Source organism: Mycobacterium szulgai (assembly GCF_002116635.1).
Taxonomy (GTDB): domain Bacteria; phylum Actinomycetota; class Actinomycetes; order Mycobacteriales; family Mycobacteriaceae; genus Mycobacterium; species Mycobacterium szulgai.
In genome coordinates this window covers 196,758-217,214 of the sequence record NZ_LQPW01000005.1, presented here as the reverse complement: position 1 = coordinate 217,214, position 20,457 = coordinate 196,758, and the positions used below count along the sequence as shown (strand labels likewise).

At 64.7% G+C, this 20,457-nt stretch carries 20 protein-coding genes; 11 read left to right on the top strand and 9 right to left on the bottom strand.

What is annotated here, in order from left to right; translation table 11 throughout:
• Nucleotides 1-3: 3 nt before the first annotated feature.
• The 4 genes from AWC27_RS01235 to lmeA form a co-directional block, all read right to left on the bottom strand.
• Nucleotides 4-678 carry a heme-binding beta-barrel domain-containing protein gene (locus tag AWC27_RS01235; RefSeq protein WP_085668685.1) on the bottom strand — a complete coding sequence of 225 codons (675 nt, stop codon included), beginning with the start codon at nucleotides 676-678 and terminating at the stop codon, nucleotides 4-6.
• 141 nt (nucleotides 679-819) lie between these two features.
• Nucleotides 820-1,122 carry a DUF1416 domain-containing protein gene (locus tag AWC27_RS01230; protein ID WP_083111745.1) on the bottom strand — a complete coding sequence of 101 codons (303 nt, stop codon included), beginning with the start codon at nucleotides 1,120-1,122 and terminating at the stop codon, nucleotides 820-822.
• A 1-nt stretch (nucleotide 1,123) separates the two neighbouring features.
• Complete coding sequence (locus AWC27_RS01225; RefSeq protein WP_085668683.1) at nucleotides 1,124-1,957, bottom strand: sulfurtransferase; 834 nt, start codon at nucleotides 1,955-1,957, stop codon at nucleotides 1,124-1,126.
• Nucleotides 1,958-2,210: 253 nt separating this feature from the next.
• A complete protein-coding gene (gene lmeA / locus AWC27_RS01220) occupies nucleotides 2,211-3,020 on the bottom strand; it encodes a mannan chain length control protein LmeA (protein ID WP_085668682.1) in 810 nt (269 codons plus the stop codon).
• A 493-nt stretch (nucleotides 3,021-3,513) separates the two neighbouring features.
• On the opposite strand from lmeA, the gene AWC27_RS01215 reads away from it, so the two are divergent.
• From AWC27_RS01215 to AWC27_RS01165, 11 genes are all read left to right on the top strand, one after another.
• On the top strand, nucleotides 3,514-4,284 hold the full coding sequence (locus AWC27_RS01215; protein WP_139836682.1) for a winged helix-turn-helix transcriptional regulator: 771 nt from the start codon (nucleotides 3,514-3,516) through the stop codon (nucleotides 4,282-4,284).
• Nucleotides 4,281-5,165: a mycothiol synthase gene (gene mshD, locus AWC27_RS01210; protein WP_085668680.1), complete on the top strand. Its 885-nt coding sequence runs from the start codon at nucleotides 4,281-4,283 to the stop codon at nucleotides 5,163-5,165. The genes AWC27_RS01215 and mshD overlap by 4 nt, the downstream gene beginning before the upstream one ends.
• A gap of 74 nt (nucleotides 5,166-5,239) precedes the next feature.
• Nucleotides 5,240-6,358 carry a phosphate ABC transporter substrate-binding protein PstS gene (gene pstS, locus AWC27_RS01205; RefSeq protein ID WP_085668678.1) on the top strand — a complete coding sequence of 373 codons (1,119 nt, stop codon included), beginning with the start codon at nucleotides 5,240-5,242 and terminating at the stop codon, nucleotides 6,356-6,358.
• An 86-nt stretch (nucleotides 6,359-6,444) separates the two neighbouring features.
• On the top strand, nucleotides 6,445-7,362 hold the full coding sequence (gene pstC, locus AWC27_RS01200; RefSeq protein WP_139836681.1) for a phosphate ABC transporter permease subunit PstC: 918 nt from the start codon (nucleotides 6,445-6,447) through the stop codon (nucleotides 7,360-7,362).
• Entirely contained in the window at nucleotides 7,359-8,285 is a 927-nt protein-coding gene (gene pstA, locus AWC27_RS31730; RefSeq protein WP_085668675.1) for a phosphate ABC transporter permease PstA, read from the top strand. The genes pstC and pstA overlap by 4 nt, the downstream gene beginning before the upstream one ends.
• Nucleotides 8,286-9,062 (top strand): phosphate ABC transporter ATP-binding protein PstB, encoded by a 777-nt coding sequence (pstB, locus tag AWC27_RS31725; RefSeq protein ID WP_085668673.1) that lies wholly within the window; start codon nucleotides 8,286-8,288, stop codon nucleotides 9,060-9,062.
• Between the two features lie 127 nt (nucleotides 9,063-9,189).
• Complete coding sequence (locus AWC27_RS01185; protein ID WP_085668671.1) at nucleotides 9,190-10,200, top strand: hypothetical protein; 1,011 nt, start codon at nucleotides 9,190-9,192, stop codon at nucleotides 10,198-10,200.
• Nucleotides 10,197-11,123 (top strand): branched-chain amino acid transaminase, encoded by a 927-nt coding sequence (locus AWC27_RS01180; protein ID WP_085668669.1) that lies wholly within the window; start codon nucleotides 10,197-10,199, stop codon nucleotides 11,121-11,123. Before AWC27_RS01185 ends, AWC27_RS01180 begins: the two co-directional genes overlap by 4 nt.
• An 18-nt stretch (nucleotides 11,124-11,141) precedes the next feature.
• Nucleotides 11,142-12,212, top strand: coding sequence for a hypothetical protein (locus tag AWC27_RS01175; RefSeq protein ID WP_085668667.1), 1,071 nt, complete (start codon nucleotides 11,142-11,144; stop codon nucleotides 12,210-12,212).
• Nucleotides 12,213-12,223: 11 nt separating this feature from the next.
• On the top strand, nucleotides 12,224-13,447 hold the full coding sequence (locus AWC27_RS01170) for a cytochrome P450 (protein ID WP_085668665.1): 1,224 nt from the start codon (nucleotides 12,224-12,226) through the stop codon (nucleotides 13,445-13,447).
• Nucleotides 13,448-13,458: 11 nt separating this feature from the next.
• Nucleotides 13,459-14,472, top strand: a complete 1,014-nt coding sequence (locus AWC27_RS01165; RefSeq protein ID WP_169726684.1) for a methyltransferase — start codon at nucleotides 13,459-13,461, stop codon at nucleotides 14,470-14,472.
• Nucleotides 14,473-14,476: 4 nt separating this feature from the next.
• On the opposite strand, the gene phoU is transcribed toward AWC27_RS01165, so the two are convergent.
• From phoU to AWC27_RS01140, 5 genes are all read right to left on the bottom strand, one after another.
• Entirely contained in the window at nucleotides 14,477-15,145 is a 669-nt protein-coding gene (gene phoU, locus AWC27_RS01160; protein WP_085668661.1) for a phosphate signaling complex protein PhoU, read from the bottom strand.
• 56 nt (nucleotides 15,146-15,201) lie between these two features.
• Nucleotides 15,202-17,352: an LCP family protein gene (locus tag AWC27_RS01155; RefSeq protein WP_085668660.1), complete on the bottom strand. Its 2,151-nt coding sequence runs from the start codon at nucleotides 17,350-17,352 to the stop codon at nucleotides 15,202-15,204.
• A 150-nt stretch (nucleotides 17,353-17,502) separates the two neighbouring features.
• Nucleotides 17,503-18,636 (bottom strand): tRNA dihydrouridine synthase DusB, encoded by a 1,134-nt coding sequence (gene dusB, locus AWC27_RS01150; RefSeq protein WP_085668658.1) that lies wholly within the window; start codon nucleotides 18,634-18,636, stop codon nucleotides 17,503-17,505.
• 7 nt (nucleotides 18,637-18,643) lie between these two features.
• A complete protein-coding gene (locus tag AWC27_RS01145; RefSeq protein WP_085668656.1) occupies nucleotides 18,644-19,660 on the bottom strand; it encodes an acyl-ACP desaturase in 1,017 nt (338 codons plus the stop codon).
• Between the two features lie 151 nt (nucleotides 19,661-19,811).
• Nucleotides 19,812-20,441: a TetR/AcrR family transcriptional regulator gene (locus AWC27_RS01140; protein ID WP_085668654.1), complete on the bottom strand. Its 630-nt coding sequence runs from the start codon at nucleotides 20,439-20,441 to the stop codon at nucleotides 19,812-19,814.
• Nucleotides 20,442-20,457: the final 16 nt, after the last annotated feature.

The window sequence follows — 20,457 nt, the reverse complement described above, 5'->3', positions numbered from 1 at the left end:
CGGCTATCCGACGAACCGGGAAAGCCGCGCCGACAGGTGCGGTACGAGCCCGCCGTCGGCGTCCACTCGTTCTTCGACGTAGGCGAGGTCTCCACCCTCGACGATGCCGTAGAGCCGCTTGGCCCCGCCGACCAGAACTCCCGACCGGCTTCGCGCCAGCGCATCGGTCACCAACTCCCAGGACGACTGGGTACGCGGCCGCCCGTAGAACAATTCGACATATCCGGCCGAGTGCGCGAGCAGCAACTCGATCGCCTGCGACTCGCTGGGATCGTCGGGGTCGGCGACGAAACGCCAGAAGCCCGTCTCGCGCAGACCCGGCTCCAGGTACTCGCCCTCCTCGTTGAGACGCCAGGAGCGGGCTTCCCAGTTCAAGTAGTCGCCACCGGCGTGCGACACCACGATCTGCTGACCGAATCGGTAGTCGCCGTCGTGTGCGCGGCCTTCGCCTTCGCCGCGCCACACACCGACCAGCGGCAGCAGCGCCAGTAGCGCATCGTGGAGGTTGGCGCCTTCGCGCAGGTTTGCGGTGTCGGAGGGAACCGGCAAATCGTCAAAGGCGGGAATGTTGCGCGCCGCGGTCAGCTTGGCGCGTTCAGCCGCGGCGGCCACGGCGCGGTCGCCGGAAACCGGGGGATCGGCCGTCCCTTCCTTATCCGAGCCCTCGTCTGAGGTCACGACTCGTCAGTGATGAGCCGATACAGCGCATACAGCGCGAACCAGGAGATGACCACGGTCGCCAGGACCAGCATGATCTCGAAGAACAGCACCACGGGGACGAGTGTATTTCCTCTTGGGCCGGGCCGTGGGGTTGGGCCGTCAGGCGATTTTGACGTCGACCTCGTGGATGCCGGCGCCCGAGGGCGTCACCACGGCATCACCGTTGCCGGCCGCCGACAACGCGCGCAGCGTCCAGGATCCCGGCGCGGCGAAGAACCGGAAGTCACCGGTGGCCGATGCCACGACCTCGGCGGTGAACTCGTCGGACGAGTCGAGCAGGCGAACGAACGCGCCGCCGACAGCCTGCCCGTCGCCGTCCACCACCCGGCCGGTGATCACCGTCTCCTTCTCCAAGTCGACGCTGGCGGGCAACGTCAGTCCTTGCTTTGGTGCAGTGCACATATCAGCTTCCCAACTCGATCGGGGCGCCCACCAGGGAGCCGTATTCAGTCCAACTGCCGTCGTAGTTCTTGACATTCCTGTGCCCGAGCAATTCCTGCAGGACGAACCAGGTGTGCGAGGACCGTTCCCCGATCCGACAGTAGGCAATCGTTTCCTTCTCGCCGTCCAGTCCGGCGTCGGCGTACAGCTTGGCCAACTCCTCGTCAGATTTGAAGGTGCCGTCTTCGTTGGCTGCCTTGCTCCACGGCACGTTGATTGCGCCGGGGATGTGCCCGGGCCGCTGGCTTTGTTCCTGCGGCAGGTGGGCTGGGGCCAGGATCTTGCCGGAGAACTCATCGGGCGAGCGCACGTCGACCAGGTTCTTGACGTTGATGGCCGCGATCACCTCGTCGCGGAACGCCCGGATCGAGTTGTCCGGCGCGGCCGCGGTGTAGGAGGTGACGGGTCGGCTGACGGTGTCGGTGGACCATGGGCGGCCGTCGAGCTGCCACTTCTTGCGGCCGCCGTCGAGCAGCTTGACCTTTTCATGGCCGTACAGCTTGAAATACCAGTACGCATAGGCGGCGAACCAGTTGTTGTTGCCGCCGTAGAGGATGACGGTGTCGTCGTTGGAGATACCGCGGTCGGACAGCAGTTTGGAGAATTGCTGGGCGTCGACGAAGTCGCGCTTGACCGGGTCTTGCAAGTCGGTGCGCCAGTCCAGCTTGATCGCGCCGGCGATGTGACCACCGTCATAAGCGCTGGCGTCCTCGTCGACCTCGACGAAGACGACGTTGGCGGCGTCGATGTTGCGCTCAGCCCAGTCGGCGGAGACCAGGACGTCAGAGCGTGCCATGGTTTTGGATCCTTTCGATTCTTCTGACTAAAGCGTGTGAATGCGCCTGTGGCACGGAACGGGAACACCTCAGGGAAAGGTTCCGAGCGTTGCGTGGGTCGGCGCGACTACTCAGCAGCTACAGCAACAGCAACAGCCCGCGATACGGCACAAATCAGCTGTGCGGCGCGTGATGCGCAGGGGCTCGATGCGGGCTGACACGCCGGCAAGCTTACCCAATGACATAGTGATCAAGCCAACAGTGGGTCAGCGCTCACGACTGCTTGAATCCGTCCAGCGCGATCGTGACGTCACGGGTGATGCCTTCGATGATGACGTCGGAGCCCCGCGCGCCCACCGTGTTGGGTGCTACCGCGAACGGCAGCTTCTGGTTCGGCAGCCTGCCGGCAAACGCGCGCAGCACCGCTTCGCGCTTGTCGTCGGGAACCTGTTGGTCGGCGGTGTCCGGCCCGGTTACGACGGCGGTGGGGGTGAGCACCAGGGTGGTCTGGTCGGCAGCCACGGACAGGTCTACCGCAACGCTGACGCGGTGGTCGAAATTGGCTGATTTCGGGGTGCCGCTCAACACCACGCCGTGGCTGCCGGATATCCCGGATTCGGTGGTGCCGCCGGTCGCGTCGTTGCTCTCCAGTTGGGGCGCCTGGACCATCAGGTCATTGATGCCCAGGTAGCGGCCCAGGTGGTTGGAGTCGATGATGATGCGACTTTCCAGCTTGTGCACCGGAAGTCTGGCGTCGGGTCTGATCAGCCAGGATGCGTAGGTGAGGTCGATCGAGTGCATTGTTGCCTCGAGGGTGGCCTGGCCGACGGTCGAGTGCGCGACCGCGTAGGCCTTGATTTCCAGCTCTTTGTAATGGTCTCGCATCGCCTGGGGGATGAAGGGGAAGCCGAGGATGGCGACGAAGGGGTCCGAGCCCAGATGGGCCGCTTTTCGCACCGTAGTCGACAGGCGGTATTCGGCGTAGATGCTGGCTCCGAAATCGACGCCGACGGCGCCGATGAGGAGAGTGGCGACGACGATGGCCGCTGCCGTGACGCCGATCAGCACCCTGCGCATCCGCATATTGTGGCCTATCGGCGCTGCGCATCGGTCTTGCGCTTTGCTTCTTGCGTCACATTAGGCCGCAATTGGCTCAGGAGCATCTGCGATGCTGGATGCGGTTTTGCCCGCCTCTGAGCGACGGTTGGGTCGCTGGCTCGCGGCAGGACCGGTGTTGCGGAGGTTTCAAGTGGACTGATCGCTGACCGTGCATCGAGCGTGCGGCCACGGCGTCGAGTGTGAGCTTTGGGCGTCGAGTGTGCGGTCACGGCGGCCGAATTGCGGTCTTTGCGCCGTGAGCGCACGCTCGACGCCAAGAGTTCACACTCAGCGTTCCGTTCTGGAACGCCTCGTCGCAGCGCGGGTCTAGATTGGCGCGGCTTCTCAGCGTTCCGTTCTGGAACGCCTCGTCGCAGCGCCAAACACCAGGTGGCAAGTTATCGTTAGATCAGCTGGCCACTGACATCACATCGCGCGATGACCCTGGGAGATGCCTTTCCCACGACGCTGGAGGGGCTTGTTGGAGTTATTACTGCTGACCTCGGAGCTGTATCCCGACCCGGTCCTGCCGTCGCTGTCTCTGCTTCCTCACACAGTGCGGACCGCGCCGGCGGAGGCGTCGTCCTTACTGGAGGCGGGAAATGCCGACGCGGTGCTCGTCGACGCGCGCAATGACCTCTCGGCCGCGCGCGGCCTATGCCGCCTGCTGACTACGGCGGGGCGCTCAGCCCCCGTGTTGGCGGTGGTGAGCGAAGGTGGGCTGGTGGCCGTCAGCGCAGACTGGGGCCTGGACGAAATTCTCTTACCCACCACCGGCCCTGCTGAGGTCGACGCCCGACTGCGCCTGGTGGTTGGCCGCCGCGGTGGCTTGGCTGACCAGGAAAGCGTCGGCAAGGTGAGCCTGGGCGAGCTGGTCATCGACGAAGGTACCTACACCGCGCGGTTGCGCGGGCGTCCGCTCGACCTCACCTACAAAGAGTTCGAGCTGCTCAAGTATCTGGCGCAGCACGCCGGCCGGGTGTTCACCCGCGCGCAGCTGCTGCACGAGGTCTGGGGTTATGACTTCTTCGGCGGCACTCGAACCGTCGACGTCCACGTACGACGACTCAGGGCCAAGCTGGGCCCCGAATACGAAGCATTGATCGGCACGGTGCGCAACGTGGGCTACAAGGCTGTTCGGCCGGCCCGGGGCAGGGCCCCGGTCGCCGAGCCCGACGACGACAGCGACTCCGAGCCCGACCGGGATGGCGTCCAAGGTCCACTGGTCGACCCGTTGCGCAGTCAGTGACGTCACTCGACTGGCGTGCTTCACTGACCGCTGATGAGCAGCGCGCCGTGCGCGAAATCGTCGCGGCGGCAGTCGAGTCCGACGGGGTCGCGCCCGTCGGCGAACAAGTATTGCGGGAGCTCGGCGTCGAACGGACTGAGCATCTATTGGCCACCGATGCCGACGACGCAATCGTCGGCTACCTCAACCTCAGTCCGGGCGGCGTGATGGCGGAGCTGGTCGTGCACCCGCAGGCCCGTCGCCGCGGCGTCGGCGCCGCAATGGCATCGGCGGCACTGGCAAAGACCGACGGGCACAACCAGTTCTGGGCGCACGGCACGCTGGGGCCCGCCCAGGCGACCGCCGAGGCGCTCGGCCTCAAACCCGTCCGCGAGTTGGTCCAGATGCGACGCCCGCTGAACGACGTCGTCGAACCGCAGATCCCCGACGGGCTGCACATCCGCACGTACGCCGGAACCGGCGACGATGCAGAGCTGCTGCGGGTCAACAACGCGGCGTTCGTCCACCATCCCGAGCAGGGCGGTTGGACCCCAGTCGAACTGGCCGAGCGGCGCGCCGAACCATGGTTCGACCCGTCGGGCCTGTTCCTGGCATTCGAAGACCATGCAGACAAACTGCTGGGCTTTCACTGGACCAAAGTGCATTCCGAGGATCTTGGGGAGGTTTACGTCCTGGGCGTTGACCCGTCGGCGCAGGGTCGCGGGATCGGACAGTTGTTGACCGCGATCGGCCTGGCGTCCCTGGCGCGGCGACTGGCCGAAGCGGCCGATCCCGCCGTGCTGCTCTACGTGGAGTCCGACAACGCGGCCGCGATCCGGACGTACCGCAACTTGGGCTTCACCACCTACAGCGTCGATACGGCCTACGCGCATACTTTCTGAATGAGTTGGCTATCTCCCTGGGGAGGTGGCCAGCAGCCGGCAACCGTCGAAAAGCGTTTGGGGAAGCGAGATCGGTGAGGCTCGACACGGTGGGCAGGGCAATGGCGTTGGCGGTTGCGGCGATTTGTGGTGGAGTTCTGGCCGCGTGCGGCAGCGACGACAACCGTCACAATGCCTCCTCCGCAGTGTCCGGGGGAGCCCCAGGCGCGGCGTCCTGTGGCGGTAGAAATGCGCTGACGGCGGAGGGGTCGACGGCCCAACAGAACGCCATGGCACTGTTCAACCAGGTATGGGGTCAGCTGTGCCCGGGCAAGAAGGTGTCCTACAACCCGACCGGGTCGGGCGCCGGCCGGGACCAGTTCATCGCCGGCCATGTCGATTTCGCGGGGTCGGATTCGCCGCTGGTCGCTGCGCAGATCGGTCCGGCGGCCAACCGGTGCAAGGGTCACGCCGCGTGGGATCTGCCATTGGTCTTCGGTCCAATTGCGTTGGTGTACAACCTAACTGGTGTGCAAACGCTAACCGTCGACGCTGAAGTGGTCGCCAAGATATTCAGCGGCGTCATCCGCACCTGGAACGACCCGGTGCTGGTGGCTCTGAATCCCGGTGTGCCGCTGCCCAACACGACCATCACGCCGATCTTCCGGGCGGACTCGTCGGGAACCACCGACAACTTTCAGAAATACCTCACCGCTGCCGCACCGCAAAGCTGGACCAAAGGGGTGGGCACCGAATTTCACGGCGGTGTCGGCGAAGGTGCGCAGCGGTCGGCCGGGGTGATTCAGGCGGTGCAGGCCACCGCCGGCTCGATCGGATACGTCGAGAAGGGTTTCGCCGACCACGCCCACGTGCCGTTCGCGCAGATCGACACCGGCAATGGCGTGGTCCCGCTCACCGAGGACACGGCCCGCAACGCCATAAATGCCGTCTCGTTCGCGGCCGCGGGCAATGACCTCGTACTCGAGCTGAACTCGATCTACGGTCTGCAGGACCCCAACGCTTACCCGTTGGTGCTGGCCACCTATGAGATCGTGTGCTCGAGGGGGTACGACCCCGACACCGCCGCCGCGGTCAAGGCGTTCCTGACCACCGCTGTCAACAACGGCCAAACGGGCCTTGCATCGGCGGGCTATGTTCCATTGCCCGATAAGGTCAAGGAGCGCCTGGTCGTGGCGATCAATGCAATGGAGTAAGGCCGAATAGGAGGCTCGGCGCCACCGACAGTGATGGGATCACAGTGACAACGCCCAATCCAGCCAACGGGTCCTTGGGTGACCGGATGTTTCGCGGGTTGTCGGAGGGGTCCGGTGTCCTGATCGTCGTGCTGATCGGCGCAATCGGCGTCTTCCTGTTGTGGCGAGCGCTTCCGGCGCTATCGCGCAACCAGGAAAACTTCTTCAGCTACGGCGGCGCCTGGGCAACCGAGGACACGTCGGCGATGCGATTCGGAATCCTCGATCTGCTGCAGGTGACGGTCTTCGTGTCGCTGTTCGCCCTGGTTCTTGCGATGCCCGTCGCGCTGGGCGTGGCGATTTTTCTGACGCAGTATGCGCCGGACCGGCTTTCGGCACCGCTGTCCTATCTGGTCGATCTGCTGGCCGCGGTGCCCTCGATCATCTACGGCGTGTGGGGTTTATACGTACTGGCACCGCGGCTGCAACCGGTTGCGACGTGGCTCAACCACAGCCTGGGACACTGCTTTTTGTTCGCCAGCGGCAATACAACGGTTGGCGGCGGTGGCACGATTTTCACCGCGGGGATCGTCCTGGCCGTGATGATCCTGCCAATCATCACGGCCGTCACCCGTGAAGTTTTCGTCCAGACTCCGCACGATCAGATCGAGGCGGCGCTGGCCTTGGGCGCCACTCGCTGGGAAGTAGTCAAGACAACCGTCCTGCCCTTCGGAAGGTCCGGCTACATCAGCGGCGCGATGCTTGGTCTGGGCCGTGCCTTGGGGGAAACGATGGCGATGCTGATCATCCTGCGCGGCACCCAGGATGCGTTCGGATGGTCGATATTCGACGGCGGCGCCACATTCGCCAGCAAAATCGCGGGTGCGGCGTCGGAATTCACCGACCAGTACAAGGCGGGCGCCTACATCGCCGCGGGGCTGGTGCTGTTCGTGCTCACCTTCGTGGTCGACGCCCTGGCGCGCGCCGTGTTGACCGGGACCCGTATCGGGAGGCCGTCCCGATGACCTCGATGCTGGACCGCCCCCTCAAGGCGCGCAGCCTCTCCGGGCTGAGCAGCCGGCGCCGCATCGCGAACCGCGTGGCCACCGCGCTGGTGTCGCTGTCGATGGCGATTGCCATGGCGCCTTTGGTCTGGGTGCTGTGCTCGGTACTGATCAGGGGCTGCAAGGTACTCAGGTCCGCGGTGTGGTGGACGCATTCGCAAGCGGGTATGACGCCGTTCGTGGCGGGCGGGGGCGCCTACCACGCAATCGTCGGCACCCTGCTGCAGGGCTTGGTGTGCGCCGCGATTTCGGTCCCGATCGGCCTGTTGGTGGCCATCTACCTCGTCGAATACGGGGGTCGCAGCCTGTTGGCCCGGTTGGTCACGTTTATGGTGGACATCCTGACCGGGGTGCCGTCCATCGTGGCGGCCCTGTTCGTCTATGCGGTGTGGGTCGCGGGGCTGGGTCTTTCCCGCTCCCAGCTCGCGGTGTCGCTCGCGCTGGTGATGCTGATGCTTCCGGTGATCATCAGGGCGACCGAGGAAATGCTGCGGATCGTCCCGGTTGACCTGCGCGAAGCCAGCTACGCGCTCGGCGTGCCCAAGTGGAAGACCATTGCCAGGATCGTGATTCCGACCGGCTTGTCCGGCATCATCACCGGCATCATGTTGGCTTTGGCCAGGGTGCTGGGGGAGACCGCACCCCTGCTGATCCTGGTCGGTTATTCACAAGCGATGAACTTTGACTTATTAAGCGGGTTCATGGGATCTCTGCCCGGCATGATGTATGACCAGAGATCGGCTGGCGCTGGGACCAACCCGATTCCCACAGATCGAATGTGGGGCGCCGCGCTGACGTTGATCTTGGTGATCGCGGTCATCAATATCGGCGCCAGGGTGTTTGCGAAGATCTTTGCGCCCAAGAAGTTGACGGCAGGAGCATAAGTGGCCAAACGATTGGACCTGAAGGGTGTCAACATCTATTACGGCGCCTTTCACGCCGTTTCCGATGTGACGCTGTCGGTTCTGCCGCGCAGCGTGACGGCCTTCATCGGCGCCTCGGGTTGCGGCAAAACGACCGTGCTGCGCACCCTGAATCGGATGCATGAGGTGATCCCCGGAGCCCGCGTCGAAGGCACCGTGCTGCTCGACGACGAGAATATCTACGGCGCCGGCGTCGACCCCGTCGGCGTGCGGCGCGCCATCGGAATGGTGTTCCAGCGGCCCAACCCCTTCCCCGCCATGTCCATTCGCGACAATGTGGTGGCCGGTTTGAAGCTGCAGGGCATTCGCAATCGCAAGCTGCTTGACGAAACCGCGGAATACTCGCTGCGTGGCGCCAATCTGTGGGACGAGGTCAAGGACCGGCTGGACAAGCCGGGCGGCGGATTGTCCGGTGGACAGCAGCAGCGGTTGTGTATCGCGCGGGCGATCGCGGTGCAACCCGACGTGTTGCTGATGGACGAGCCGTGCTCGGCGTTGGATCCCATCTCGACGATGGCGATCGAAGACCTGATCAGTGAATTGAAGCAGGACTACACCATCGTCATCGTCACCCACAACATGCAGCAGGCCGCGCGGGTGAGCGATCAGACGGCATTCTTCAACCTCGAAGCCGTGGGCAAACCGGGGCGCCTCGTCGAGATCGACGACACCGAGAAGATCTTCTCCAATCCCACCCAGAAGGCCACCGAAGACTACATCTCCGGGCGCTTCGGCTAGCCCGCACAGCCAGTTATGAGCTGGCTATGAGCCGACGACCAGGTTATTCAACAATTCAGCAATATTTACGCAGCAGTCGCCAGGCAACGTTGTCCCCGTTCAAGCAGTCACGAAGGGGCAAAACGCCATGGGGCTCAATCAATCGATTCACGTAGTCGGATCCCGTGAGATTCCGTCCGAGGATCTGGCGAGCGGACCTCGCTATAGGGCCTTCAACGCCCATGAAACGCTGCGTTCGTTGCTGCCCCACGGCGCCCGCTTCTCGCTCGCCTGGATCGAGGCCGGGGAAGACGAGGTCGTCGAGCGCAACGTCGCGTTCGACACGATACTTCTCGTATTCCGCGGCGAGGCAAGACTTCTCGACGGACGCTGCATCGCAGCCGGAGACGTGGTTACCGTTCCGGCGAACGGCACCTACCGGCTGCTTGTCACCGCGCGCTACGGCCTGGAGGCACTTGTCATCACTTTCGCCCGAAGCGCCACCGATGATGATGGTGCAGAAGGGGTTTCGTCGCTTGCCGCACTCATCGAACGCAACGAAGAGCGGATACGCAGGACCAGTCAGGGCGCGATGTTCCGGCTGGTTGACGACGGCACCTTAGACGACCCCGCGAAGCGGGCGGCGTTCATACGTCTGCTCCGGCCGCTGTCGGACACCTTTCAGAAGACCATCATTGCCCGGCAGGCCACCTGCTCCGACCACGCCTACGAAGGCAAGTTCCACGAACATTTCGTCGACGAGTTCGGGCACAACACGCTCCTGCCCCCCGGCGACTCAGCCGCGGCCCCCGATCCCGTCATGAGCGCGACGCTGAGCTGGTTTACCCATCAGATGCTCGTCCGCGACAACGCGGAAAAGGCGGTCCTGGTGCACCTCGTCCTGGAGGCCGCAGCGGAAGCTTTCTTCAGCAAGGCGACCACCCGGGAAGTGTTCAGGGCCAGCGGCGCAATGGATTACTACGAAGCGCACCTCGAAGACGGGCAGCACAAAGACCTCGGCGCGCAGTTGCTCACCGGCCTGCACCCGCTGGCGTACCGGCGATTGCACCGCATCCTCGAGGACGGCTGGGACATGTTCGACGCAATGGGTAACCGCCTGGCCGAGTTGGTGCGCCGCGATACCGACGGTGCAGCGTGATCGAATCGCCGTCGCCCGGACTACTGGTCTGGCTCGACGGCGCGCTTGTCCGTCACGAAGATGCACACACTCCGCTGTGGGCAAATCACTACGGGTTCGGCGTATTCGAAGGCGTGCGTGCCTACCGCGCCGGTAAGCGCAGCGCGGTCTTCCGGCTCTGCGACCACACCGCGCGGCTGTACCGTTCCGCCCAGATCCTCGGGCTGCCGTTGCGCGACAGCTGGAAGCCCCATGACCTGGTACAGGCCCAGGTCGACGTCATTCGGGAGAACCGGCTCGGTGACGCCTACTTGCGGCCCTTCGTGTTCTATGACGGGGTCCGCGGCCTCAGCCCCCATACCGATCAGCTGACGCTGCGGGTCGCCGTCTTGGCGCTGCCGTGGGCTGAAGGAGCGTCCGGCGCCGCGGCCGAGCGCGGCATCCGGGTAAAGACCTCCACGTATGTTCGCAGTCATCCCAACTCGCTGCTGCTGCGCGCCAAAGCCAATGGCAACTACATGACTTCGATACTTGCCCTCGCCGAGGCAAAGGCTGCCGGTGCCGACGACGCGATCCTGCTCGATCATGAGGGTTTCGTCACCGAGGGCACCGGCGCCAACGTCTTCATCGTTCGCCATGGCGAGCTCTGGACGCCCCCGGTGACCTCGGCGCTCGAGGGCATAACCCGCGACACGATCCTGGATTTCGCACAGCGGATGGATATTCGCGTTCGCGAGCAGCGGTTCGCCCGCGACGATCTCTACAGCGCCGACGAGGCGTTCTTCACCGGCACGGCATCGGAAGTGACGCCGATCCGGGAGATCGATGGCCGCACCATCGGCCGCGGTACCGGCGGGCCGGTGACGTCCCAGCTCGCCAAGCTCTACGCGGCGACGGTGCGGGGCTGCACAGATGAGGCTCATAAGTGGATCACGCTGACCTGAAAACGATTGGAGGACAATATGACTACGGTGGCCAATGAGCGGGATGTGCTGTGCGGCGTGGTCCCGCGGGAAGCGATCCCGGCGATCCGCAGCGTCGAGCAGGACGGTGTCGTACACGCACTCGGAGAGCTGCGCGACTTCCGTTGGCACCAGGCTCTGGCCGGGTTCCTCCCGCCGAGCTCAGAGTTCGCGATCAGCTGGGTGCGCCTTAACTCGGGGGAGCAGCTTGACACCCACGTTCACCCGATCCAATCGATGATGATCTTCTTCGAGGGCTGGGGCACGCTCGATGGCGACATCACCCGCCAAGTGGCCGGCGGCGACGTCGTCGTGGTTCCGCCCGGTTGTCATCACGGTTTCGTGGCTGGGCCCGAAGGGCTTTCGGGTGTTTCGATCCAGTTCGGTGCCGGCCTGTACACGATCCCGGAGGAGCCCCGCGTCCTGTTCGCCGATGAATCGAGCTCACACGCCAGGCTGCTCGCGTGGAATCGGGAGCGCATCGAGGAGTTCGGCCAGCTACCGGTCTTCGACTTGCTCGCCGACGGCACGCTCGAGGATGCCCACAAGAGAAAGAGGTATCAAGATGCCCTGCAGATCTGGGTTGATGGCAATCAGACGCTCCTCTTCTCGCGGCAGGCCTCGGTGCGGGATCCGTTGTTCGAAAGGGTCTTCTTCGGCCACATGACCGAAGAGCTGGGCCACGACGCCCTGCACGCCGACCGCGCCGACGTCGTCGACTCGGACGAGCCACCGTTCCGGGACGCCATCATGGAGGCGATCACCGACTGGTTCGCACATCAGATGTTCGTCCTCGACGATGTGGAGAAGGCCGCCATCGTGCACCTGGTGATCGAGAACGCCAGCTCGGTATACCACCGAAAGGCCATGCCGGTACTGGCAAAGTACCTGAACAACAACTACTTTGAGCTCCACGTCGAGGCCGACGACGAACACGCGGCGATCGGGGAGGAACTCGTCCGCAAGGTCGGCCCGCGTACCTATGAGCGACTCGAACAGGTCCTCGGGCAGGCTTGGACGATGATCGGCGCGATGACCCACCGGCTCGTCGAACTCACCCGCGCGGCGTAGCTGAGCCGTCGATGAGTGTGCAACAAGACCTACTTGACATCGACATCCTGAGCCCCGACGTCTACCTCGCCGGGGTGCCGCACGACCGGTTCGCCTTACTCAGACGCGAGGCGCCGGTCTATTTCCACCACGAGCCGCAGGGCCGCGGTTTTTGGGCCGTGACCAAGCATGGCGACTCCCTTCGGGTGTTGCGCGACGCTGAGGCGTTCTCGTCGCAGCGTGGCGGCACACAGATCGCCGACCTTCCGATCGAGGACATGCGAGTCTCGCCAGAGCACCTGGCGAACATGGATCCGCCGCGGCACACCCGCCACCGGGCGATCATCGGTCAGGCGTTCACGCCATACGGGCTGGGCAGTGTGGGTGCCTGGGTGAAGGGCCGGGTCGCCTTGCTCGTCGACACCCTCGTCGACAAGCTGGAGGCGCGCGAAAGCGTGGACTTCATGGATCAATTCGCGGCCAAGCTGCCCATCGGCACCATCCTCTACATGGTCGGCGTGCCGGCGACCGATGGAGCGATGGTCAATCGGTGGGTTCACGAACTGCTCACCCCGGACGACGCGGAATACCAGACCTCCGAGGAACACCGCGCCGAAACCACCAGGCGTTTCATGGAATACGCGCATATGCTCGCCGAGGAGCGGCGCAAGGTGCCCCGCGACGACCTGCTGAGCCGGCTGATGACGGCCGAGGTCGACGGGCACAAGCTCAGCTACCACCAGTTCGGGATGTTCTTCCTGCTGCTGCTGGCGGCGGGCACACACAGCACTCGGCTGCTGCTCGGCAACGGGATGCTCGCGCTGATGAACCACCCGGATCAGCGCCGCCGGCTCCTCGAAGATCCGGCTCTCATCGCCAGCGCGGTCGAGGAGTTTCTTCGCTATGACCCGCCGATCCTGCATTTTCGCCGCACCGCGACCCGCGACACCGAGATCGGCGGGCAGAAGATCGCCGCCGGCGACAAGGTCGCGGTGTTCTTCGCTTCGGCGAATCGCGATGAAGAGGTTTTCGCCGAACCCGACATCCTCGACGTCGCACGAACCCCCAACGACCACTTGAGCTTCGCTCACGGCCCGCACTTCTGCATGGGCAACGCGCTGGCGCGGATGCAGGCGCGCGTCGCGCTCGGCGAATGCCTAAGGCGGCTGCCCGATCTCGCGCCCGCCGGGCCCGCCCCTCGCATCCGGTCGAACTGGTTCAACGGAGTGAAGAAGCTGCCCGTCCGGGCGGAGTAAGGGGTGCGGCCATGGATAGCGCTGTCTCACCGGCCGTAAGCGTGCTCGACTTGCTGGCCGGCAAGTGGGTGTCACAGGCCATCTCGGTGGCCGCCGAACTGGGCGTCGCCGACGAGCTTGGCGCCGGACCCAGGTCGGTGGGAGATCTTGCGGCCGCATGCGGTGCGGATCCGGACTCGCTGTATCGGCTGCTGCGGGCGCTGGCCAGCGTCGGCGTCTTCGCCGAGGACGACGGGGGCCGCTTCGCCAACACGCCGCTGTCGGACGCGCTGCGCGCTGACGCCCCGGGGTCGATGCGATCCATGGCGATGATGTTCGGTGGCCGCCCGGCCTGGGACGCGTGGGGCGAATTCCGGCGCAGCGTCCGCACCGGCGAGTGCGCGTTCAAATCCGTACACGGGGCATACGCATTCGACTACATGAAGGACAATCCACAGTTCGGCCGGATATTCGGCGAAGCGATGACCGCCTTCTCCGCCCAGGAAGTCGATGCTGTGCATGCTGCTTTCGACTTCTCCGGTGTGCCGACCCTCGTCGACATCGCGGGCGGCCACGGCGCGTTTCTGCTCAGTGCATTGGAGAAGAATCCAGGCCAGCGCGGAATCCTGTTCGACCAGCCCGAAGTAATCGAGCTGGCCCGCGCCAACGTCGCCGGCTCCCCGGCGGCCGCACGCTGCGCGCTGGTGGCGGGCGACTTCTTCAGCGAGGTTCCGGCTGGCGACGGCTACGTACTCAAGCACATCCTGCACGACTGGAACGATGACCTGGCTACCAAGATCCTGGACACCATCCACCGCGCAGCCAAGCCGGGTGCCAGGGTTTTCGTCATCGACGCGGTGATCGGACAAGGCAACAGTCCCGGCTTCGCCAAACTGCTCGACCTCGAGATGCTGGTCTTGTTCAACGGAGGCCGCGAGCGTACCCGCTCGGCGATGGAGAAACTCTTTGCCGCAGCCGGCTTCCGGCTGCTGCGCGTGGTGCCCACGCATTCGCTCATGCACGTCATCGAAGCCGAGCGGCTGTAATCCGCTACTGCGGGGCCTGGGACGCCTCGTCCTCGGGGAATTTGCCGGTCGCCTGGAAGATGACTCGGCGAGCGACTTCGACGGCGTGATCGGCGAAGCGCTCGTAGAAGCGGCCCAGCAACGTCACGTCGACGGCGGAGGCCACCCCGTACTTCCATTCCCGGTCCATCAGCACGCTGAACAAGTGCCGGTGCAAATCGTCCATCGCGTCGTCCTCTTCGCGGATCCGCGCGGCTTTCTCGGGATCGCGGGACAACACCACCTCTTGCGCACTTGAACCCAATTCGACTGCGACTCTGCCCATTTCGGCAAAGTATCCATTGACCTCTTCGGGCAGCGCGTGCAGTGGGTGGCGCCGGCGGGCGATCTTGGCGACGTGCAGGGCCAACGCCCCCATTCGGTCGATGTCGGCCACCATCTGGATGGCGCTCACGATCGACCTGAGGTCGCCGGCGACCGGTGCCTGTAAGGCCAGCAGTACGAAGGCATTCTCTTCGGCGCGGGTGCTCAGCGTCGCGATCTTTTCGTGGTCGGAGATCACTTGTTCGGCCAGCACCAGATCGGCCTGCAACAGGGCCTGGGTGGCCCGCTCCATGGCGATTCCGGCTAGCCCGCACATCTCCCCGAGCAGCTCGGACAGCTCCGAGAGTTGCTCATGGTAGGCGGTCCGCATGGGTAAAGCCTACGTTCTTCATCCGGGAAACGCGCTGAGGCACTGCCCCAAAGCGGCTATTCGCAGGTGGTGTCTGCGGCGTTGGTGACGGTCAGGTCTTCGGGAAGTCTGGTCGGCGTCGCGGTCGAATTGCGGCTGATCTGCAGGCTGACCGAGGAGCCGCTGGGCGGGGGAGTCGTCACCGAGCTGAAGTCCGGGCCGAGGACGACCTGAATCACCTTGCCGATACCGGTAACCCGCTCGACCCTCGCATTGCCCAGCGCCGCAGCCACGGTCGCGGCGGCCTGCTCGTTACCCGGCGCGAAACGCACCGTTGTCGTCTTGAGCGAATTCGGGTAGTCGTCGGGCGCCATCACGTTGAAGCCGTTGCGTTTGAGCTGGCTGGCGGCGGTGGCGGCCAGGCCCGCGGTGCTGGTCCCGTTGGAGACCTGCACCGTGACCTCTTGCGGCGAGGTGGTCATCATCTGCTCGCTGTGCGAATCGTTAGCCGGATTCGTTTCCGGTGCCTTTTTGGTCGTCGGCGCGGTGGTCGGGCCGGTAGTGGGCGAGCTGCCCAGCGTCTGGGCGTTGTGATCGTTTTCCAGCGGTAGCGGGTCGTCGTTGATGATCGCGGTGAAAAGCGCCTTCATGTCGGCGGTGCGCGGGGGCTCGTCGCCGTTCTGATCGGTGACGCCCGTTGGCACGGTGACGAACGTGACGTGCCCGGCCGCCATGTGCTGCAACGACTGACCCAGCTCAACCAGGTCTCTGGTCTTCACGTTATCGACGTAGCTGTTGCCGATGAATATGTTGACGACATTGTTCAGCTTGTTGAGGTTGAGCAGCGTGTCCGCGGAGATCAACGAACGCAGCAGCGAGGACAGGAACAACTGCTGTCGTTTGATTCGGCCGTAGTCGCCGTTGCTCTCGGTAGTGACCTGACGGGCACGCACGTAATTCAGCGCGGTCGTCCCGTCGATTCGCTGGCGTCCGGCGTGGTCGAGCACTGTGCCCAATTCGTAGTCGCGCAGCGCGGTGGTGCTGCACACCTCGACACCGCCGAGCGCCTCGACCATTCGGGCGAACCCGACGAAGTCCACGGCGATGAACCGGTTGACGCTCAAGCCCGACAGCTTCTGAATGACTTTGACCAGACACTTCGGACCGCCGAAGGAGAATGCCGAGTTGAGCTTGGTCTCGGTGTAGACCATTCGCGGACCCATTTTCCCGGTCTTCTGGTCATAGATGGGTCCGTATTTGCCGGTCTCGGGGTTCCAGGCCTCGCACTGGATCGGGTTGATCGCCAGGTCACGCGGGAATGAGACGGCGACCACCCGTTGGCGGTTGGCCGGGATGTTCACCAGCATCACGGTGTCCGAGCGGGCGCCGCCGGCGTCTTCGGTGTCGCCGGCGCCGATTTTGGCATTCTCCCCAAGGCGCGAATCCATCCCGACGATCAGGAAGTTCTCGTCCCCGTACTGCGCATTGGGGTCGACGATGTCACCGGAGCTCGGGTCGAGTGCGCTGACGGTGTTGAGGCGGCTGTTCTTCGAGGCGCTCCACTGCCATGCGCCACCGGTCAGGGACAACGCCAGCACGGCAACCACCGCCGCCAGCGAACGACCGGCCAGCAGCACCCGGCGACGGCGCGGTTTCGGTTTTGACTCGCGGTTCTTGGGGGCTTTGCCTGCGCCGGCGGATCCACCACCGCGAGCCGACAGGGCCTTGCTGGCCTGCTCGGCGTCCGCGCGGTCGGCTTCGTCATCGGGATAGTTGGCCGCCGCGAGATCGGGAATCTCGGAGAAAAGCTCAAAAGAGTAGGCCGGGATCGGGATGACCTGGGTGTCCTGCTGTCCGTCGGAGTCGTAGGCGTCGTCGGTTTTTTCAGGCTCCGGGTCCGGCTCGGGCTCTGCGGCGACGCGATGGTGAGTGGGTTGCTGCGGAACAGTAGCGCCGAGTTTGGCGATCAGTTCCGCGACGCTGACGCCACCGCCGATGTGAGATCCGGTGCTCGAGGTGTCTTCGGGTTCTTCGGGCTGCTCGGCCTCAACCGACGGCTCCGACGACGGAGCCGACCATCGGCAAAGATCATCGTCGACCGGGGCTGAGAATCGCTCCCACGGCGCGGCGCCTGGCATTGCTCCATGGTTTGCGGTAAGCCAGTCAGCATCACTGCCGGTGCGGGCGTGCCGGCGGCCAGGAGTGGCGTCCTTATCGCCGTCACTCATGTCCTACCGGCCTCCGAACTTTGATGCGGATGTCAGTGGTGCTGTGCACAAACGTCAACGCAGCGCTACCTGACCAGCGCTGCGCGCATGCCGTAAGGCACACATCGTACTGATTTATCGGCCAAGACGCGATTTCAGGAGCATCTCGGTTCAACCACCAGAATGCATGATGTCGGCACCTTCGGGCACTTGGCAGTCCTCGGGGTCGTTGAGCCAGCCGTCCGGCAGGGCCACTCGCGCCGGTGACCCTTGGCGGCCGCGCGGGCCGGTCGCGGCTTCCGGGAACGGCACCGTCGCGTCCAATCGATCCAGCAGACAATCCAGCTCATCGAGCGTCTTGACCAGGGCCAGTGCGCGCCGCAGATCGGATCCGGCCGGGAAGCCGTGCAGGTACCAGGCGATGTGCTTGCGGATATCGCGCATGCCCTTGTCTTCGCCGAAGTGCGCGGTCAGCAACGCCCCATGCCGGCGGATGATGTCGGCCACCTCGCCCAGCGTCGGCGGGTTCGGTGCCGGGCTGCCGGTGAAGGCGGCCGACAACTCGGCGAACAACCACGGCCGGCCCAGGCAGCCGCGACCGATGACCACGCCGTCGCATCCGGTGGTCGCCATCATGGCCAGCGCGTCGCTGGCGTCGTAGATGTCGCCGTTGCCCAGTACGGGAATCGTCTGGACATGGGCTTTGAGTTGACTGATCTGGTTCCAGTCGGCGGTGCCGGAGTAGCGTTGCGCGGCCGTGCGGGCATGTAGCGCGACCGCGGCGGCGCCTTCGGCTTCGGCGATGCGGCCGGCATCCAGGTGCGTGTGGTGCTCGTCGTCGATGCCGATGCGGAACTTGACGGTGACCGGTATGCCGGAGCCCTGGGTGGCGCGTACAGCGGCGGCGACGATCTGGCCGAACAGCCGCCGCTTGAACGGCAATGCCGCCCCACCGCCGCGCTTGGTCACCTTGGGTACCGGACAGCCGAAATTCATGTCGATGTGATCGGCCAGGCCTTCGTCGGCGATCATCCGGGCCGCCGCGTAGGTGGTGTCCGGGTCGACGGTGTACAGCTGCAGCGAGCGGGGCGTCTCGTCCGGCGAGAACGTCGTCATGTGCATGGTGACCGGGTTGCGCTCGACGAGCGCGCGTGCGGTCACCATTTCGCAGACGTACAGCCCGCTGACCGTGCCGACCTTCGATTGCTCTAGTTCACGACATAACGTCCGGAATGCGACGTTCGTCACACCGGCCATCGGCGCCAGCACAACCGGGCTGGCGAGCTCGATTGGGCCGATGCGCAACGGTCAACTACCGCCCGCTCATCTTCAGCGTGCCCTTGGTGGAGAGCACCTTGCGCGCGGTGATCTTCTCCGACCGGCGGGCCTCGCGCTCGAGATAGCGCTGCTTGGTGACTTCGAACTTGTCGCAGGCGCGCTCGAGCTCCTGGATGTGCTCGCCGATCTCGTCACGCATCCGGGCGCCCTCGCCGGTGAAGTCCTCGCGCTCGAGGATGCGCCACTTCTTCAGCACCGGCATCACCACCTCGTCGAGGTGGATTCGGATGTCGTAGACGCCGCCGACGGCGATCATGACGGCCTTGCGCCGGAACTCCGGCACCAAGAATCCGGGCATCTGGAAGTTGAGCAGGATCTTATGCAGCGCCGTCATCGCGAGGTTGGGCGCCAAGTCGATCCCGGCCTCGCTGACGTCGCGGTAGAAGATCATGTGCAAGTTCTCGTCGTTGGAGATCTTGGCGAGCAACTGGTCGGCGATGGTCTCGTTGCAGGCCTTACCGGTGTTGCGGTGCGAGACGCGGGTGGCCAGTTCCTGGAACGTGACGTAGAGGATCGAGTCGAACAGCGTGTCGGCGAAGAGCCCACCCTGGTGGTTCTGGCCGGGGCTGAAACCGCGGTTGACCACCTCGAGGCGAAGCTTCTCCAGCTCCACCGGGTCAACGGCGCGGGTGACCACCAGGTAGTCGCGCAGCGCGATGCCGTGCCGGTTCTCCTCGGCGGTCCAGCGGTTGACCCACTGTCCCCAGGCGCCGTCCATGCCCATGGTCATCGCGATCTCGCGGTGGTACGAAGGCAGGTTGTCCTCGGTGACGAGGTTCTGAACCATGGCCACCTGGGCGACATCGGAGAGCTTGGTCTGCTCGGGGTCCCAATCCTGGCCGCCCAGCGCATAGAAGTTCTTGCCGTCCGACCACGGGATGTAGTCGTGCGGGTTCCAGTTCTTGTGCATCTTCTCGTGCCGATTCATGTACTTCTCGACGACCGGCTCAAGTTCGTGCAGCAGCTGTAGGTCGGTCAGCTCGGCTGACATGGGCCCTCCAGTTATCTGTATCTGTTGGTAGCAGTCAATATATCTGTGTCTGCCAGTAGCATCAAGTTTCACCGCGGTGTGGCGCATCACGGTATAGACCAACCGGCGAACGCAGCTGATGGTGGACTTCCCGGATCTGCCGGGGTTTTAACTAGCGCGCGGCGGTCGAGTTCTCGCCGGGCTCACGCTGCGGCACATAGGTAGCCGCCGTGCTGAGCAGCATGTCGACGCAGTAATCGATGAATTGGGTGCGGCTGGCACCCAGCTGGCCGTTCAGATACGCGGTAAACAGGCCGGTCAGGGCGCCGATCAAGCTGGTGGCGACCAGCTTCTGCAGCACGGGATCAACGATCTGTGACAGCTTGCGCTGCAGCAACTCGATGAAGTTGGGCATCCACTCCGCGCCGGAGCGCGTCAGGACCGGTTCCACCGCAGGCGCCAGTAGTAAGACGCGGCCCCGGACCGGATCGTCGACCATCAGTGCGACGAATTGCTCGACGGCTTCCCGCGGGGTCTTCGCCGACATCAGGGTCGCCATCGCTCGCGTGCACACGTCGTCATAGACCGCGCGCACGAATTGGTCGCGGTCGGCGAAGCTCTCGTAGAAGTAGCGCTCGGTCAACGCCGCCTTGCGGCAGACTGCGCGAACGGTGAGCGCTGGTCCGTCACGTTCGCCGAGCAATTCCACTCCGGCGGCAATGAGGTCGTCGCGTCGCAAGGCGTGACGATCCTCGATGGGAACGCCCGACCAGCGGCCGCCCCGTCTTTGACCGGTCTGCACTTCCCTCCTAGACTCC

Bases quoted from the DNA above. Each gene is read 5' to 3' on its own strand.
- AWC27_RS01230 (WP_083111745.1), bottom strand. From the start codon at position 1,122: ATGTGCACTGCACCAAAGCAAGGACTGACGTTGCCCGCCAGCGTCGAC.
- AWC27_RS01225 (WP_085668683.1), bottom strand. From the start codon at position 1,957: ATGGCACGCTCTGACGTCCTGGTCTCCGCCGACTGGGCTGAGCGCAAC.
- lmeA (WP_085668682.1), bottom strand. From the start codon at position 3,020: ATGCGGATGCGCAGGGTGCTGATCGGCGTCACGGCAGCGGCCATCGTC.
- pstC (WP_139836681.1), top strand. From the start codon at position 6,445: ATGTTTCGCGGGTTGTCGGAGGGGTCCGGTGTCCTGATCGTCGTGCTG.
- pstA (WP_085668675.1), top strand. From the start codon at position 7,359: ATGACCTCGATGCTGGACCGCCCCCTCAAGGCGCGCAGCCTCTCCGGG.
- AWC27_RS01185 (WP_085668671.1), top strand. From the start codon at position 9,190: ATGGGGCTCAATCAATCGATTCACGTAGTCGGATCCCGTGAGATTCCG.
- AWC27_RS01175 (WP_085668667.1), top strand. From the start codon at position 11,142: ATGACTACGGTGGCCAATGAGCGGGATGTGCTGTGCGGCGTGGTCCCG.
- AWC27_RS01170 (WP_085668665.1), top strand. From the start codon at position 12,224: ATGAGTGTGCAACAAGACCTACTTGACATCGACATCCTGAGCCCCGAC.
- AWC27_RS01165 (WP_169726684.1), top strand. From the start codon at position 13,459: ATGGATAGCGCTGTCTCACCGGCCGTAAGCGTGCTCGACTTGCTGGCC.
- phoU (WP_085668661.1), bottom strand. From the start codon at position 15,145: ATGCGGACCGCCTACCATGAGCAACTCTCGGAGCTGTCCGAGCTGCTC.
- AWC27_RS01155 (WP_085668660.1), bottom strand. From the start codon at position 17,352: ATGAGTGACGGCGATAAGGACGCCACTCCTGGCCGCCGGCACGCCCGC.
- AWC27_RS01145 (WP_085668656.1), bottom strand. From the start codon at position 19,660: ATGTCAGCCGAGCTGACCGACCTACAGCTGCTGCACGAACTTGAGCCG.